The sequence below is a fragment of the Caulobacter sp. GW821-FHT12D05 genome, assembly GCF_058807295.1.
In genome coordinates this window covers 518,329-533,513 of the sequence record NZ_JBXAQO010000003.1, presented here as the reverse complement: position 1 = coordinate 533,513, position 15,185 = coordinate 518,329, and the positions used below count along the sequence as shown (strand labels likewise).

Below are 15,185 nucleotides of genomic sequence, written 5' to 3'. Positions count from 1 at the left end.
TCGTCGTTTCAAAGCTTACCCCCCGGTTCGCTCTGCAATCGTCAGCAGTGGGAGGGATCGGCGCTTTCCTGTCAAACGCCCGCGCGTTTGAGGTGAGCTCCAGGGCCGCTTGCGACCTCCGGGTCGGCTGCGGCCAAAAAAAAGCCCGGTGAAACCACCGGGCCAGTTCATTAGGGAGGAAACGCCCAGGAAGGGCAGAAGCGGCAGCGCCGCCTCACAGGATTGTTTATAGGGTGCGGCGCAAAATTAGGCAAGCAGAAAATTGGGCTTCAATGTCGATTTTTTGACAGGGGATTGATGCAACCCTTTGCGCCACAAGGATTACGTAACGTCGCTATTTGAAATAGCCTAAAAATTGTGCATGTTGCAGTGCACAATTTGTTGCGTTTGAAACGGTCTCTCGAGCAAACATCGCGCAAAGCCAAGCGCGGCAAGGCTTTGGCCATGACACCGGTTACCTGCGACAAGTGTTTCACAGCGTCAGGGCTAGATAAATCGGCCGCAGTCGCGTAAAAGCCGCGCGCCTGACGCGTAGAGCGTCATCCCTATTCCTCCCGAAAGTCCGTCCGTCCCCATGTCCATGCGAAATATCGCCATCATCGCGCACGTCGATCATGGCAAGACCACCCTCGTCGACCAGCTGCTGGCCCAATCGGGCGTCTTCCGCGCCAACGAAGCCACGACCGAGCGCGCCATGGACTCCAACGACCAGGAGCGTGAGCGCGGCATCACCATTCTGGCCAAGTGCACCAGCGTGCTGTGGAACGGTGAGGCGGGCGAGACCCGCATCAACATCATCGACACCCCCGGCCACGCCGACTTCGGCGGTGAAGTCGAACGCATCCTGGGCATGGTGGACGGCTGCGTCCTGCTGATCGACGCCGAAGAAGGCGTCATGCCGCAGACCAAGTTCGTGCTGACCAAGGCGCTGAAGATGGGCCTGCGCCCGATCCTCTGCATCAACAAGGTCGACCGCGCCCACGCCGATCCCGACCGCGTCCACAACGCCGCCTTCGACCTGTTCGCCGCCATCGGCGCCACGGACGAGCAGCTGGACTTCCCGCACATCTACGCTTCGGGCCGTTCGGGCTGGGCGACGCTGGACATGAACGTGCCCAGCGACAACCTCGCCCCGCTGTTCGACCTGATCGTCCGCCACGTGCCGGAACCCAAGCAGATCGCCAAGGTCGACCAGCCCTTCCAGATCCTGAACGTGCTGATCGAAAGCGACCCGTTCCTGGGCCGCCTGCTGACCGGCCGCATCGAGAGCGGCAAGGCCGTTCCCGGCATGGCCATCAAGGCCCTGGACCGCAACGGCAAGGAAATCGAGCGCGGCCGCATCACCAAGGTGCTGGCCTTCCGCGGCCTGAAGCGCCAGCCGATCGACGAAGGCGCCGAAGCCGGTGACATCGTCGCCATCGCCGGCATGTCGAAGGCCACCGTGGCCGACACCCTGTGCGCCCTGGACGTCACCGAGGCCCTGCCGGCCCAGCCGATCGATCCGCCGACCATCTCGATGACCGTCTCGGTCAATGACAGCCCGCTGGCCGGCCGCGAAGGCGACAAGGTCCAGTCGCGCGTCATCCGCGACCGTCTACTGAAGGAAGCCGAGAGCAACGTCGCCATCAAGGTGACCGAGACCAGCGAAGGCGACGCCTACGAAGTCTCGGGCCGCGGCGAACTGCAGCTGGGCGTCCTGATCGAAAACATGCGCCGCGAAGGCTTCGAGGTCTCGATCTCGCGTCCCCGCGTCGTGTTCCAGACCGATCCGGAAACCGGCAAGCGCCTGGAGCCGATGGAAGACGTCATGATCGACGTCGACGACGAATTCTCGGGCATCGTCATCGAGAAGCTGTCGCTGCGTAAGGCCGAGCTGAAGGACATGGGTCCGTCAGGCGCCGGCAAGACCCGCATCCAGCTGACCGCCCCGTCGCGCTCGCTGATCGGCTATCAGGGCGAGTTCCTGACCGACACGCGCGGCTCGGGCGTGCTGAACCGCGTGTTCAGCCACTACGAAGCGTACAAGGGCGCCATCGACCAACAGCGCAAGGGCGTGCTGATCTCGAACTCGGACGGTGAAACCGCGGCCTACGCGCTGTGGAACCTGGAAGAGCGCGGCGTGATGTTCGTCGGCGCCGGCGAGAAGACCTATCTGGGCATGATCATCGGCGAGAACGCCCGTTCGGACGATCTCGACGTCAACCCGATGAAGGCCAAGCAGCTGACCAACGTCCGCGCCTCGGGCAAGGACGAGTCGATCCGCCTGACCCCGCCGCGCAAGATGACCCTCGAACAGGCCATCGCCTATATCGAGGAAGACGAGCTGGTCGAGGTGACCCCGAAGAACATCCGTCTGCGCAAGCAGATCCTGAACCCGTCGTTCCGCAAGCGTCGCGTCAAGGAAGAGTAGTCGTTTACGACCGCTAAGATTGGGGCCGCCGTTCGCAAGAACGGCGGCCTTTTTCTTTGGGCGCTGCCCCTCCCCCGACCATCCCCGCGAAAGCGGGGATCCAAGCTGACGCTGCGGAAGGTTGCGCGACCTCGAAACCTTCGCTGGACTCGGCTTGGATCCCCGCTTTCGCGGGGATGATCGGTAAAGAGGGGGCGAATACCCTCGCCCTACTCATTTCCCACCTCAATTTACTCCGCGAAAACGCGAACTTAACCGCAGGTTTACCCGGCCGAACCATGGTTTCCGCGGGGGACTTCCGCTCCGTCTGAACCAGAGGGCACGCGTCGTGCGCATCGCCGCCAGCACGCTGATCAATCGCGGCGCGTCCGCGCTGCACGACCGCCTGCTTCCGCACGTGCCCGAGGCCATGGCCGGCCGCGTCCGCATGGAGCAGGTGCAGAGCATCCTGCGCATGACCCCCGTGATGATGGGCGCCAACATCGTCATCGCCCTGCTGGTCGGCCTGGCCGGCCTCAATAGCCGACACACCGCCGTCCTGACCGTCTGGGCCGCGCTGGTGATCAGCTACGGCCTCTTGGGCCTGCGCGGCTGGGTCGTCTCGCAGCGCCGCAAGAGCAGCAAGCAGACCGTCTCGGCCCGGGGCGTGCGCCGCATCACCTGGCAGGCCGGCGTGCTGGGCTGCCTGTGGGGCGTGCTGCCGATCCTGACCATGCCGCAGCAACAAGGCTTCGCCGGCGCCATGCCGATGCTGGTCGCCTCGGTGCTGGCCGGCATGATCGGCTGCGGCGGCTTCGCCATGCTGACCCTGCCGGCGGCCGCCATCGCCTATTCGACCCCGATGGTCGTCGGCGCGCTGTGGGTGCTGGCCACCAGCAACGACCCGATCCTGTTCGCCCTGGGGGGCCTGCTGATCTTCTGCCACATGGTGGTCAGCGTCTCGTGCCTGTCGCACGCCAAGATCTTCGCCGACCGCCTGGTCGCCGCCGAGGAGCTGGAGCAGCAGCGCCAGGTCGTCAGCCTGCTGCTGTCCGACTTCGAGGAGGGCGCCAGCGACTGGCTGTGGGAAGTCGACGCCAGCGGCGCCATGACCTACGTCTCCGACCGCATGGCCGCCGCGGCCGGGGTCGACAAGAGCCAGCTGCTGGGTCGTCCGATGTCGGAGCTGTGCGGCGCGGCCGAGGGTCCGATGGGCCCGATCGCCGCCCTGGCCCCGCTGTTCTTCGACCAGAAGGCCTTCCGCGACGTGACCGTCTCGATCGGCGTCGGCGGCCAGACCCACTGGTGGTCGCTTTCCGCGAAACCGGTCCACGACCTGAGCGGCGTCTTCACCGGCTTCCGCGGCGTGGGCGCCGACATCACCCAGGCCCGCGAGGACCAGGCCCGCATCTCGCGCCTGGCCCACTACGACGTGCTGACCACCCTGCCCAACCGCCTGTCGTTCCTGCAGGCCCTGAGCAAGGCCTGGACCGAGCATGGCAAGCGCGGCGAGACCGGCTGCGCCGTCCTCTGCCTGGACCTCGACCACTTCAAGGGCGTCAATGACAGCCTGGGCCATCCGATCGGCGACGATTTGCTGATCCAGGCCTCGGCCCGCCTGCGAGACTGCGTCGGCGAGATGGGCCTGGTCTCGCGCCTGGGCGGCGACGAGTTCGCCGTCGTCATCGCCCCCTCGCCCGGCCACGAGGCCCTGGGCGAGCTGGCCCGCGCCATCGTCGCCACCCTGTCGGATCCTTACGACGTGCGCGGCCATCACGTGCTGATCGGGGCCAGCGTCGGCATCGCCGTCGCCCCGTTCGACGCCGATGACCCGGACGGCCTGCTGAAGAACGCGGACCTGGCCCTCTACCGCGCCAAGGGCGACGGCCGAGGCGCTTACCGGTTCTTCGAGACCGCCATGGACGTCTGGGCCCAGGAGCGCCGCGCCCTGGAACTGGACCTGCGCGACGCCCTGGCCAACCACGAGCTGAAGCTGTTCTTCCAGCCGCTGATCGGCAGCGTCGAGCACGAGACCACCGGCTTCGAGGCCCTGCTGCGCTGGCAGCATCCGCGCCGGGGCCTGGTGCCGCCGGCCGACTTCATCGAGTGCGCCGAGCAATGGGGCCTGATCGGCGCCATCGGCGAGTGGGTGCTGCACGAGGCCTGCCGCACGGCCGCGACCTGGCCCTCGCACCTGACCGTGGCGGTGAACCTGTCGCCCAACCAGTTCGCCTCGGGCGATCTGGTGGCCCAGGTCCGCGCGGCCCTGAAGGACTCGGGCCTGGCCCCCCAACGGCTGGAGCTGGAGATCACCGAGGGCCTCTTGCTGCACGACAGCGCCAAGACTCTGGAACAGCTGGCCGCCCTGAAGGCCCTGGGCGTCAAGATCGCCATGGACGACTTCGGCACCGGCTATTCCAGCCTGGCCTATCTGTGGCGGTTCCCGTTCGACAAGATCAAGATCGACCGCTCGTTCGTGGCCGAGATGCAGGACAACACGGCCATCGCCGACATCCTGCGCACCATCGCCCTCTTGGGTCAGACCCTGAACCTGGAAGTCACCGCCGAAGGCGTCGAGACCCAGGCCCAGGCCAAGCTGCTGTCGGACATGCAGTGCGACACGTTCCAGGGCTTCCTGTACGGCCGGCCGATGCCGGTGGGGGATATTCCGAGCTTCCTGCTCTCGAACCTGGCGCGGCAGATGCGGCGGGAGAGAGGGGACGACGGGGCCGAAGAGGCGGTCACGGGGTAGAGCGCCCCCTCCGTCTCGCTGCGTATCCGCAGCGATCCACCTCCCCCGTTTCACGAGGGAGGAGGCAGCTTCACCCTCCTGCCCCGCTTGCGGGGGAGGTGGCGCGCCGTCGATAGACGGCGTGACGGAGGGGGCGCAAAGCCGCCGGCCGTGTTAGCCATGCCCCATGGTTCACCCCGTCTTCGACAACCTGCCGACCACCATCTTCGAGCGCATGAGCGGCCTGGCCCGCCAGCATGGCGCGATCAATCTGGGCCAGGGTTTTCCCGACGACCAAGGCCCCCTGCCCGTGCGCGAAGCCGCCGCCAGGGCGCTGATCGAGGGCTCCAACCAGTACCCGCCGATGCGCGGCTTGCCCGAACTGCGCGCCGCCGTGGCAGGACACTACGGGCGGACCCAGAACCTCCAGCTCGACCCCGACACCGAGATCGTCGTCACCTCCGGCGCGACCGAGGCCCTAGCCGCGGCGTTCACGGCCCTGATCTCGCCGGGCGACGAGGTGGTGCTGTTCCAGCCGCTGTACGACGCCTACCTGCCGCTGGTGCGCCGGGCCGGAGGCGTGCCGAAACTCGTCCGCCTGGCCCCGCCGGACTGGCGCTTCACGCGCGAGATGCTGGAGGCGGTGTTCAGCGACAAGACCCGCATGGTCGTCCTCAACAGCCCCCTGAACCCGGCCGGCGTCGTCACGCCCGACGAGGACTTGGCGCTGCTCGCCGAGTTCTGCGTGAAGCACGACACCATCGCGGTGTGTGACGAGGTCTGGGAAGCCGTGGTCTTCGACGGCCGTAAGCACAGTCCGCTGATCACCTTCCCCGGCATGCGCGAGCGGACGGTGAAGATCGGCTCGGCCGGCAAGCTGTTCGGCATGACCGGCTGGAAGGTCGGCTTCCTGATGGCCGCCCCCGCCCTGACCAAGGCCCTGGCGGCCGCGCACCAGTTCCTGACCTTCACGACGCCGCCGAACCTGCAGGCGGGTGTGGCGTGGGGGCTGGAGCACCACCGCGCCTGGTTCGACGAGATGCCGGCTGATCTGCAGCGGTCGCGGGACCGCCTGACGGCGGGACTAAGGGCGGCGGGGTATGTGGTGCTGGAGAGCCAGGGGACCTACTTCCTGAACGTCGACCTGACGGCGTCCGGCGTGGCGCTGGATGACGTGACGTTCTGCGAGCGGTGCGTCGTGGAGTTTGGGGTGGCGGCGATCCCGGTGTCGGCGTTCTTCGCGGAGGATGCGGTGACCAACGTGGTCCGGCTGTGCTTCGCCAAGAAGGATGAGACGCTGGACACGGCGTTGGAGCGGCTGGCGGCGGCGAAGTTGGCGTTCGCTTAGCGCCCCCTCCGTCACGCTGCGTATCCGCAGCGCGCCACCTCCCCCGTTTCACGGGTGAGGAGGAAGCTGCTCTTTCCTGCCCCGCTTGCGGGGGAGGTGGATCGGCGCCGATAGGCGACGAGACGGAGGGGGCGCTCTGCTGCCCCTAAAGCGCGCTCAGCCCCGCCATCAGCTCCCGCGCGACACCCCGCGCCAGGCACCGGTCCATCGCCGACAGCAGATTCCGCAGGTCGATCGGCTTGGCCACGTGCGCATCGCAGCCCGCCTCCAGGCACGTCTTGATCTGCGCGCTCATCACGTCGGCCGTCAGGGCGATCACCGGCAACCGTACGAACCGCGGATCCTTGCGCAGCCGCCGCGTGGCTTCCAGGCCGTCCAGCACCGGCATGTTGACGTCCATCAGCACGATGTCGACCGGCTGGCCTTCCAGGGCGTCCAGGGCCTGCTGGCCGTTCTCGGCTTCGATCAGTTCGCAGTCGAACGGCTCGAGGAACAGGCGGATGACGCGGCGGTTGACCGGGTGGTCGTCGACCACCAGCACCCGCCGGCCCTGCAGCGCAGCGAAGCCGCCGGCCTCCTCGTCGCCCGCATCGGCCTCCCAGACCGGGACGTCGGCGGCCTCGGCGGCGTCGACCAGCATCTCGATCGTGAAGACCGAGCCCAGCCCTTCTTCGCTCTCGACGCGGATCTCGCCGCGCATCAGCTCGACCAGACGGCGGGTGATGTTCAGCCCCAGGCCCGTGCCGCCGAAATTGCGGGTGGTCGAGGCGTCGGCCTGGACGAAGGGCCGGAACAGCTTGCCGACCGTGGCCGTGTTCATGCCGATGCCGGTGTCGGCCACGCGCAGGCGCACCCGCACCCTTCCCATTCCATTGGGCCCGTCGTCTTCCGGATAGCAGGCCAGGGCCACCTCGACCTTGCCGTGGGTCGTGAACTTCAGGGCGTTGGACACCAGGTTCGTCAGGCACTGACGCACCCGCACGCCGTCGAACATCAGCGGCCCCGGGGCCTCGCTCTCCAGCTTGAAGGTCAGGCAGACGCCCTTCTCGCGGGCCGTGGGCTGGTAGCCATTGACCAGGCGCGAGCAGGTCTGGACCAGGTCGCCGACCGTCGGGGCGATCTCCAGCTTGCCGGCCTCGATCTTGGAAAGGTCGAGGATGTCGTTGAGCAAAACGAGCAGGGTGTCGCCGCTGTCCATGATCAGGTCGACCTGATCTTTCTGTTCGGAGGTCAGCTTGCCGGCGCGCAGGGCCTGGCCCACGCCCAGCATGCCGTTCAAGGGCGTGCGCAACTCGTGGCTCATCACCGCCAGGAACGCGGACTTGGCCTTATTGGCGGCCTCGGCGTGCTCCTGCGCGTCCTTGAAGCGGCGCGAGGCCCGGCGCTGGTGCACGGCCCAGGCCACGCCGCCGGCGACCAGCACGCCCAGCAACAGGGCGATCACCACCGAGGCCCGCGCCAGGCTGCGCGACAGGCGCACCTCCTCGGTCAGGCGGCGGTTGTCGTCACGCTTGGCGCGCAGCTCGCTGTCCAGGGCCGACGACATCTCGGCGACGCTGCGCGAGTGGGCGCGTTCGGCCTCGACGCCGTCGATGCGCCGCCAGGCGTCCAGCTTGCGGAAGGCGTCGGCGCCTCTACCCTCGGCCTGGTCGATATAGGCGCTGATCAGGTTTTCCAGGTGCGGGTCGCGGGCCGCCAAGGTGGTCGGGATGGCCTTCAGGCGGGCCAGATCCGCGCGGGCCGCGGCGGCCTGGCCCAGCTGGCCTTGCGCCAGGGCGCGCTGGCCCAGCATCAGCACCTGCAGCCGGCGGTCCGGCGCGGCCAGGTTGGGAGCGGCGGGCGCCACGCAGTCCAGCACCCTTTGCGGCGCGTTGCGATAGGCGGCGATCCGGGCGCACAGGAAACGGTCCCAGGTCAGCAGGTCCTTGTCGCCATCGGCCGTGGTCATCTTGTGATGCAGGTCCGAGAAGCGCTCGGCCGCGTCCAGCTCGCCCAGGTCGGCGGCGGTGTAGGCGATGTCGTAGATCCGCTCGATCCGGCGCAGGTAGAAGACGTCGCGCTCGTCCAGCCGCGCGGCCTGGGCCATGTGGTCCAGGGCCCCTTCCTTGTCGCCGATGTCCGACAGCGTGTAGCTGTGCACCTGATGCAGCTCGGCCAGCAGCGGCTGGGCGATGCGGCCGCGTTTCTCGAGATCCGTGGTCAGGTCGGCGGCCAGGCGGGCGGCCTGCGCCCAGCGCCCCACCTGCCCCAGATGGCGCACCCGCTCGATCCCCGCCATCAGCCGGATGTCCGAGCCCGACCGCAGCATGAACCGGTTCCAGTCGGCCTCGGTGAAGGCGCGGAAGCCCCGCGTCTCGTGGCGATAGGCGATGGTCTCCAGGTCAACCAGCGTCGCCAGGGTCGTGTCGTGATCGCGGGCGGCGACCTCGCGGGCCTCCTTGGCCCAGGCGTCGAAGCGGCCGGGGATCTGGTTGCTCTTATAGGCGTACAGCACCCGCCACAGGCCATAGAGCCGGGCGTTGCCGTGCTCCTGGATCGACCGCCGGCCGGCCCGCTCGATGTCTTCGTTGCCGCGCGGCGGATGGCGGACCTCGTGCGCGCCGATCTCGCGGCTCAGCTGGTCCAGGCGCTGGCCCAAGGGGGCGCTTGTTTGAGGAATACTGGTCTGCGCCCCGGCGGCGGAGGCCGCGAGACTGACAAACAGCGCAAGGGACGTGAGCAAGCGTCGCATTGGCCCGCAGATTTCGCGGGTATAGATGTGGGAAGGGTTAAGCTTACCGCCGAGGTTGCAAGGATTAGATCGTTGCGCCCCCGTCCACTACCAGAGCTTGTCCAGTCATGAAGCTGCCGGCCTTTGAGGCCAGGTAGATCGCCGCCCCGGCCAACTCGTCCGGCTCGCCGATTCGGCGCAGCGGCACGCCCTTGGTCGAGCGCTCCAGGGTCTCGGGATTGTCCCACAGCGCCTTGGCGAAGTCGGTCTTGATCAGGCCCGGCGCGATGCAGTTGACCCGCACATTGTCGGGGCCGAACTCGTGGGCCAGGTTGCGGGCCAGTTGGAAGTCGGCGGCCTTTGAGATGTTGTAGGCCCCGATGATGGCGTTGCCGCGCAGGCCGCCGATCGACGAGACGATAATGATCGCGCCGTCCTTGCGCTCACGCATCGCCGGCGCGACCATGCCGATCAGCCAGTGATTGCTGATGATGTTGTTGTCCAGGATCTTGCGGAACTGGTCGTCGCTGATCCCGGCCAGCGGGCCGTAATAGGGATTGCTGGCGGCGTTGCAGACGCAGATGTCGACCTGGCCGAACGCCTTCAGGGTCTCGTCGACCAGGTTCTGCAGGTCGTCCTTGGAGGCGATATTGGCCGGGACCGCGATGGCCGTGCCCGCGCCGTGCTTGGCGTTGAGCGCGGCGGCGACCTCCTGGCAAGGTTCTAGCTTGCGCGACGAGATCACCACCTTGGCCCCGTGCTCGGCCATCCGTTCAGCGATCGCCTTGCCGATCCCGCGCGAGGACCCGGTGATGATCGCCACCTTGCCGGTCAGGTCGAAGAGGTTCACGGCGCGCTCCCTAAACACTTGTTTGAAAGGAGAGTGCGGCGGGGAGGGGTTGGGGTCAAGGGTTGGGAGCCGAGACCTCGTCCTTCGACAAGCTCAGGATGAGGTCTCTACTGAAACGGCGCAAAAAGTAGCCCTCATCCTGAGCCTGTCGAAGGACGAGGGCGGCCCCACCTACTCGTGCGGATGCGCCCGCCCGATCGACTCCTCGACGCCGTCGTCCTCATCCGCGTCCTCGGGGACAATCACCGACGGCTCGGCCTGGCGCGCCAGGTCACGGGCGCCGACGCCGCCGCCTTGCTGGATGTTGCGTTCGACCTCGACGCTGGTGGGTTCGTAGGCGTCTTCGCGTTCGGGCATGACGGTCGCTCCTGGTGTTGGTGTGAGACGCCAACGAGCCCCCGCGAAAAAAGTTTCGGCTCAGATGTCGGGGACGGTGGAAGCGACCCGTCCTTGAGGCGAAAGTTCACTTCAAACACGGAGACAACCGATGGCCCTCGATACCGCCGCTGAATTCCCCGCTGACCGCGAACTGGTTCTGGACCGCGTCCTCGATGCGCCGGCCGACAAGCTCTACAAGTGCTGGACCACGCCGGAGCTGATGGAGCAGTGGTTCTGCCCCAAGCCCTGGACCGTCAAGAACGTCCGCACCGACGTGCGCACGGGCGGCAACACCTATCTGGAAATGCACGGCCCCAACGGCGAGGTCATGCCGCAGCCGGGCGTCTATCTGGAAGTCGTGCCGAACAAGAAGATCGTCTTCACCGACGCCTTCACCGAAACCTGGCAGCCCTCGGCCAAGCCGTTCATGGTCGCCATCGTCACCTTCGAGGACCTGGGCGACGGCAAGACCCGCTACCGCGCCGTGGCCCGCCACTGGTCGGCCGAGGACAAGGCCATGCACGAACAGATGGGCTTCCACGAAGGCTGGGGCACCGTCGCCGGTCAGCTGGAAGCGCTGGCTAAGACGCTCTAGCGCGGCGTCACGCGCACTTCGTCCACCCGCTCATATCCAGGTGGAAGTGGTCGCGGTGCTCGGCGTTGTAGTCCGGGCTCAGCGTGGTCAGGAACACCTTGCAGGCGCCGTCCCGCGTGCGCCGCAGGAACTGGCCGCGCGGGCCCGGATCGGTCCAGTCCGTCGCCACGCTGATCACCGAGCCGTCGGCCAGCCGGAACCCGGCCACGTCGATGGCGTCGGCGGTGGCGTGCTCGCTGACCGGGCCCTCCTGCAGGCCGTACATCCGCCGGCAGGCATAACTTCCGTAGTGCACCAGGGACGAGACGCCCTGGCCCAGCAGTTCGTCGGCCGCCGGCTGCACCACCTGGCGCTCCCAGATGGTCAGGGCCAAGGCCTCCTTGCAGGCCAGGGGCGCCTCGGCCGGCTCGAACTTGGCCAGGCCGGCCTGCAGCTGGACGGCGTCGCGCAGCTGGCAGAACTCACCCTCGGTGCGGTCGGGAACCTCGGCATAGGTCACGCCGGCCCGGCTCATGATCCCGCGACATAGCTTGGGATCCGCGCCCGCCCGCGCCGCCTTGACCCGCGTGGCCAGGCCGACCGGATCGACCACACTGAGCGGCTTCCACGGCAGATGCTGGTCGGGGATCTTGCGCTCGGCCACGAAGGCCATCAGCAGCACGATCAGCCACAGGATCACCAGGCCCGCATAGCGGGCATAGCGCGCGCGGTGGCGAACCTCGTGCTCGATGCGCGGGTTGTGGGGTACGCGATAACGCATGAAGCGGGGGAGCGCCTTACGGGAGCAAATGGTTAACGCCGCACCCAAGCACGACCATGGCGACGGGTTCAACCTCCCCCACTGTCATCAGCGGCAAAGACTGTAACCCGCCGGGTTCAGGTGCAGATGGTCGGCGTGCTCGGCGTTGTAGTCCGGGCTGAGGGTCGCCCCGAACACCCGGCAGGCCCCGTCGCGCGCGGCCCGGACGAAGCGCCCCTCGGGCGTGTCCTTGGCGAAATCCTTCAGCACCGTGATCCGCCGGCCGTCGGCGATGCGGAAACCGGCCACGTCCAGGGCGTTGGCGCGGGCATGCTCGCTAGGCCGCGCGCCGGTCCGGCCATAGATCGTGCGGCACGCATAGGTCCCCAGTTGGTCGATCCGGACCACGGGCGATCCCAGGATCTCACGCGCCTTCGGGGCCGCCACCTGCCGCTCCCACAGGGCGTAGCGCAAGGCCAGCGGACAGGTCATGACCGGCGCCTTCGGGACCAGAAGGCTCGGCGTCCTCAGCGTGTCGCGTGTGGAGCAGAAACCCTCTTCCCGCACGGGCTGATCGACGAAGCTGATCCCGCCCGCCTTCAGCGCCGCGCGACACTTGGCCGGATCGGCGGTGATGACCGCCAGCTTGCCCGCCGTCGCCAGGCCGATCGGCTGGTTCAGCGCGAACGGCTTCCACGGCAGGTCCTGCGGCGGCGCCAGGCGGTCGACCAGTAGGAAGGCCAGCATGCCGGCCAGGGCCAGGTCGATCAGGACCGACCACAGCTGGGCAAGCGCAAGGGTCTGGGGCGAGACGAGCTTCACCCCGGACCAACGTCACGCCCTCGCCTGGGTTCACTTAGGCCCCGCATCACCCTAGATGGGGGACGAACGGGAGGGGACCCCATGGCCGCCGGACTGAAGATCGACAAGGACCTGGCGCCGCGCTTCGCCCTGCTGTGTCTCGGCATCTGGCTGAACGCCGCCGACACCCTGGTCACCGCCACCATCATGCCCAGCGTCGCCCGCGAGATCGGCGGCTACCAGTATTTCGGCTGGTCGGTGGCGGCCTATCTGACCGGCTCGATCGTCGCCGGGGCCTGCTCGGGCAAGCTGTCGATGGCCCTGGGGCTGCGCACGGCCACCGCCCTGACCGGCCTCGTCTACGCCATCGGCTGCGCGATGAGCGCCCTGGCGCCCGAGTTCGTCACCTTCATCCTGGGCCGGCTGATCCAGGGCCTGGGCGCGGGGGCCGTGGTCGCCCTGTGCTATGTGGCCATCACCGCCCTGTTCCCCGAGCGCCTGTGGCCGCGCGTCTATGGCGCGGTGGCCGGGATCTGGGGCGCGGCGACCCTGCTGGGTCCGCTGCTGGGCGGCCTGTTCGCCGCCGCCGGCTTCTGGCGCGGGGCGTTCTGGATGTTCGTGGTCCAGGCGATCATCTTCGTCGGCGCGGTCATGGTCATGCTGCCCGCCGGCAACAAAGACGCGGGCCGAGGCCGGATCCCGACCCTGCAGCTGATCCTGCTGGTCATCGGCGTCAGCCTGATCGGCGGAGCCGGTGTCGTCGCCTCGGCTCAATGGGCGGCGATCCTGGCGGTCGGCGGCGTCATCGGCATGGCCGCCATGCTGGCCGCCAACACCCGCACCCACGACCGCCTGCTGCCCAAGTCGGCTGCCGACCTCAAGACCGCCACGGGCCTTGGCCTGCTGATCATCTTCGCCTGCGAGGCGGCGGTGATCGGCTTCACCGTCTATGGCCCCGCCTTCATCCAGGCCCGCCACCACGCCTCGCCCCTGACGGCCGGTTACGTCACCGGCGCCATCGCCGCCGGCTGGACCCTGTGCGCCATGGTCTTCGGCCACACCCCCGCCGAGAAGGACGGCCGCCTGGTGCGCCTCGGGGCCGGCGTGATCCTGCTGGGCGCGGCGCTCAGCGCCTGGACCGTCGCGCGCGGCAATCTGTGGGAGATCGCGGCCGCCTTCCTGGTCATGGGCTCGGGCTTTGGCCTGGCGCACGCCTTCATCGCCCGCCGCGCCATCGCCGGCGCCCCAGCCGACGAACAGGCCATGGCCTCGGGCGCGGTGCCCACCGCCCAGCTGATCGGCGGCGCCGTCGGCGCGGCCGGCGCCGGCGCGATGGCCAACATCCTGGGCTTCAGCCACGGGATCGACCTGGCCCTGGCCCCGACGCAGGGGCTGGTGCTGTTCGGGGCGTTCCTGCCGCTGGCGGTGGTGGGGTTTGTGGCGGCGTGGCGGTTGGGGCGGAGCTAGGGCTTCTGCGTCTCGGCGAACATCGGCGCGATCACCGCCTCCAACTCATCGAGCTTGGTCGTCGCAATGTCCCAGACGATCTTCGGGTCTAGCTCCGGATAGCCATGCGCCACCAGGTTTCGGACAGCGACGATGCTCTTCCAAGGTAACCCGCCCAACCGCTCTTTGAGCCGATCGGGTAGCCGGCCAATCGACTCACCGATGACGAGGACGTTCATCGACACCGCATCGAACAGCATCGGCTCAGCTTGAAATCGGGCGAAGTCGGCGTCCGCGATGTAGGATCGGATCCGTTCGATCGCTTCCAGGATATCGTCCAACCGCAGTTCGGCGTCCCGCTCCGCCTTAGACATAGGCGACTTCACGCAGGACACGGTCTCGCACCAGCCTGTGCAGACCACCAGGCGTCACCAGATCGATCTCACTTGCCAGAACCTCGGCCAAGTCATCCTGCAAGCGGAAGAAGGCCAGGCCGGGATGTTGATCAGGCGCGAACTCCACCAGCACATCCACATCGCTATCCGGCCCCGCCTCGCCCCGCGCCGTCGAGCCGAACACGCCCACCCGCGCGACGCCGTAGCGGTCGAGCAGCGGCTTGGCCGCGCGCAGTCTGGTCAGGGCCTCGTCCAGGGTCATGGCGCTATCCTAACACGCGGAGAGGAACGCTCTAAGCTTCATCCCGGATCGGGAAGAGACGGTCGACCAAAGCCTCGAAGCCGTCGATCCGTTCGAACCTTCCTTTGGGAAGCACACGATGGTTCACGCGCTCAAGCTTCTCGCCCTTGGCGTTGCCCTTGACGTGCCTCGCCACCTTGAGGGCCTCCAGGCTGGGCAGCGCCATTTCCGGGACCGTTCCAAACCAGCGAAAATGGTCGAGGTTCAGATCGTCATCGACGACGATCCAGATGACGCACCCGCCGGGGCGTCCCACGAGCGCCAGGCTGACCTTCACCGAGGCCGTTGCGCCGCCCCGCCGAGCAACCTTCAGCTGAATATACCGCACGGTCGGACCGCAGCGGATGACCAGATCATAGCCGCCCGCGTCGAACTCCGCCCGCAGCACCTCGACATCGAAACGTCGGGCGCGCCACAGCCCCTGCAACAGCCCGCCGAGGAAGACGTGCTCGACGATCCGCTCACGCAGGACCGAATGAATGGCGTGGTGATCGGTATCCAT

The 15,185-nt window shown here is 67.8% G+C and carries 13 protein-coding genes and 1 pseudogene; 5 read left to right on the top strand and 9 right to left on the bottom strand.

What is annotated here, in order from left to right:
- The first annotated feature begins 574 nt into the window (after positions 1–574).
- The 3 genes from typA to AC1RRR_RS15340 all read left to right on the top strand — a co-directional run bounded on the left by typA (position 575) and on the right by AC1RRR_RS15340 (position 6,468).
- Positions 575–2,410, top strand: coding sequence for a translational GTPase TypA (typA, locus tag AC1RRR_RS15350; protein ID WP_492814362.1), 1,836 nt, complete (start codon positions 575–577; stop codon positions 2,408–2,410).
- 328 nt (positions 2,411–2,738) lie between these two features.
- Positions 2,739–5,141 (top strand): putative bifunctional diguanylate cyclase/phosphodiesterase, encoded by a 2,403-nt coding sequence (locus tag AC1RRR_RS15345; RefSeq protein WP_492814361.1) that lies wholly within the window; start codon positions 2,739–2,741, stop codon positions 5,139–5,141.
- Between the two features lie 166 nt (positions 5,142–5,307).
- The gene (locus AC1RRR_RS15340; protein ID WP_492814359.1) at positions 5,308–6,468 is read left to right on the top strand and encodes an aminotransferase; all 1,161 of its coding nucleotides are present in this window, start codon (positions 5,308–5,310) and stop codon (positions 6,466–6,468) included.
- A 49-nt stretch (positions 6,469–6,517) separates the two neighbouring features.
- Here the strand turns inward: AC1RRR_RS15340 and AC1RRR_RS15335 are convergent.
- The 4 genes and pseudogenes from AC1RRR_RS15335 to AC1RRR_RS15320 all read right to left on the bottom strand — a co-directional run.
- A pseudogene (locus AC1RRR_RS15335) lies at positions 6,518–6,601 on the bottom strand (hypothetical protein); the annotation flags it as partial.
- A 12-nt stretch (positions 6,602–6,613) separates the two neighbouring features.
- Positions 6,614–9,199 carry a hybrid sensor histidine kinase/response regulator gene (locus tag AC1RRR_RS15330; protein ID WP_492814357.1) on the bottom strand — a complete coding sequence of 862 codons (2,586 nt, stop codon included), beginning with the start codon at positions 9,197–9,199 and terminating at the stop codon, positions 6,614–6,616.
- Between the two features lie 64 nt (positions 9,200–9,263).
- Positions 9,264–10,028 (bottom strand): SDR family oxidoreductase, encoded by a 765-nt coding sequence (locus AC1RRR_RS15325; RefSeq protein ID WP_492814355.1) that lies wholly within the window; start codon positions 10,026–10,028, stop codon positions 9,264–9,266.
- 171 nt (positions 10,029–10,199) lie between these two features.
- The gene (locus AC1RRR_RS15320) at positions 10,200–10,385 is read right to left on the bottom strand and encodes a hypothetical protein (RefSeq protein WP_492814354.1); all 186 of its coding nucleotides are present in this window, start codon (positions 10,383–10,385) and stop codon (positions 10,200–10,202) included.
- A 130-nt stretch (positions 10,386–10,515) separates the two neighbouring features.
- Here AC1RRR_RS15320 and AC1RRR_RS15315 point away from each other — a divergent pair, with 130 nt between their 5' ends.
- Positions 10,516–11,001: an SRPBCC family protein gene (locus AC1RRR_RS15315; protein WP_492814352.1), complete on the top strand. Its 486-nt coding sequence runs from the start codon at positions 10,516–10,518 to the stop codon at positions 10,999–11,001.
- A gap of 7 nt (positions 11,002–11,008) precedes the next feature.
- Here the strand turns inward: AC1RRR_RS15315 and AC1RRR_RS15310 are convergent, their stop codons facing one another.
- Positions 11,009–11,761 carry an extensin-like domain-containing protein gene (locus AC1RRR_RS15310; RefSeq protein ID WP_492814351.1) on the bottom strand — a complete coding sequence of 251 codons (753 nt, stop codon included), beginning with the start codon at positions 11,759–11,761 and terminating at the stop codon, positions 11,009–11,011.
- 87 nt (positions 11,762–11,848) lie between these two features.
- Entirely contained in the window at positions 11,849–12,562 is a 714-nt protein-coding gene (locus tag AC1RRR_RS15305; protein WP_492814349.1) for an extensin-like domain-containing protein, read from the bottom strand.
- Positions 12,563–12,643: 81 nt separating this feature from the next.
- Between AC1RRR_RS15305 and AC1RRR_RS15300 the strand changes: the two genes are divergently transcribed.
- Positions 12,644–14,008, top strand: a complete 1,365-nt coding sequence (locus tag AC1RRR_RS15300; RefSeq protein ID WP_492814347.1) for an MFS transporter — start codon at positions 12,644–12,646, stop codon at positions 14,006–14,008.
- Here AC1RRR_RS15300 and AC1RRR_RS15295 read toward each other — a convergent pair.
- Genes AC1RRR_RS15295 through AC1RRR_RS15285 form a run of 3 tightly spaced genes read right to left on the bottom strand, consistent with a single transcriptional unit; the run spans position 14,005 to position 15,185 of the window.
- Positions 14,005–14,409: a HepT-like ribonuclease domain-containing protein gene (locus AC1RRR_RS15295; RefSeq protein ID WP_492814345.1), complete on the bottom strand. Its 405-nt coding sequence runs from the start codon at positions 14,407–14,409 to the stop codon at positions 14,005–14,007. The two genes, AC1RRR_RS15300 and AC1RRR_RS15295, sit on opposite strands and share 4 nt — an antisense overlap.
- Positions 14,354–14,644 (bottom strand): nucleotidyltransferase family protein, encoded by a 291-nt coding sequence (locus AC1RRR_RS15290; RefSeq protein WP_492814343.1) that lies wholly within the window; start codon positions 14,642–14,644, stop codon positions 14,354–14,356. Before AC1RRR_RS15290 ends, AC1RRR_RS15295 begins: the two co-directional genes overlap by 56 nt.
- A 31-nt stretch (positions 14,645–14,675) precedes the next feature.
- Entirely contained in the window at positions 14,676–15,185 is a 510-nt protein-coding gene (locus AC1RRR_RS15285; protein ID WP_492814341.1) for a hypothetical protein, read from the bottom strand.

What these genes read in the sequence shown, in the direction of transcription:
- typA (WP_492814362.1), top strand. Translation starts at nt 575, where the DNA reads ATGTCCATGCGAAATATCGCCATCATCGCGCACGTCGATCATGGCAAG.
- AC1RRR_RS15340 (WP_492814359.1), top strand. Translation starts at nt 5,308, where the DNA reads ATGGTTCACCCCGTCTTCGACAACCTGCCGACCACCATCTTCGAGCGC.
- AC1RRR_RS15330 (WP_492814357.1), bottom strand. Translation starts at nt 9,199, where the DNA reads ATGCGACGCTTGCTCACGTCCCTTGCGCTGTTTGTCAGTCTCGCGGCC.
- AC1RRR_RS15320 (WP_492814354.1), bottom strand. Translation starts at nt 10,385, where the DNA reads ATGCCCGAACGCGAAGACGCCTACGAACCCACCAGCGTCGAGGTCGAA.
- AC1RRR_RS15315 (WP_492814352.1), top strand. Translation starts at nt 10,516, where the DNA reads ATGGCCCTCGATACCGCCGCTGAATTCCCCGCTGACCGCGAACTGGTT.
- AC1RRR_RS15310 (WP_492814351.1), bottom strand. Translation starts at nt 11,761, where the DNA reads ATGCGTTATCGCGTACCCCACAACCCGCGCATCGAGCACGAGGTTCGC.
- AC1RRR_RS15300 (WP_492814347.1), top strand. Translation starts at nt 12,644, where the DNA reads ATGGCCGCCGGACTGAAGATCGACAAGGACCTGGCGCCGCGCTTCGCC.
- AC1RRR_RS15290 (WP_492814343.1), bottom strand. Translation starts at nt 14,644, where the DNA reads ATGACCCTGGACGAGGCCCTGACCAGACTGCGCGCGGCCAAGCCGCTG.
- AC1RRR_RS15285 (WP_492814341.1), bottom strand. Translation starts at nt 15,185, where the DNA reads ATGGATACCGATCACCACGCCATTCATTCGGTCCTGCGTGAGCGGATC.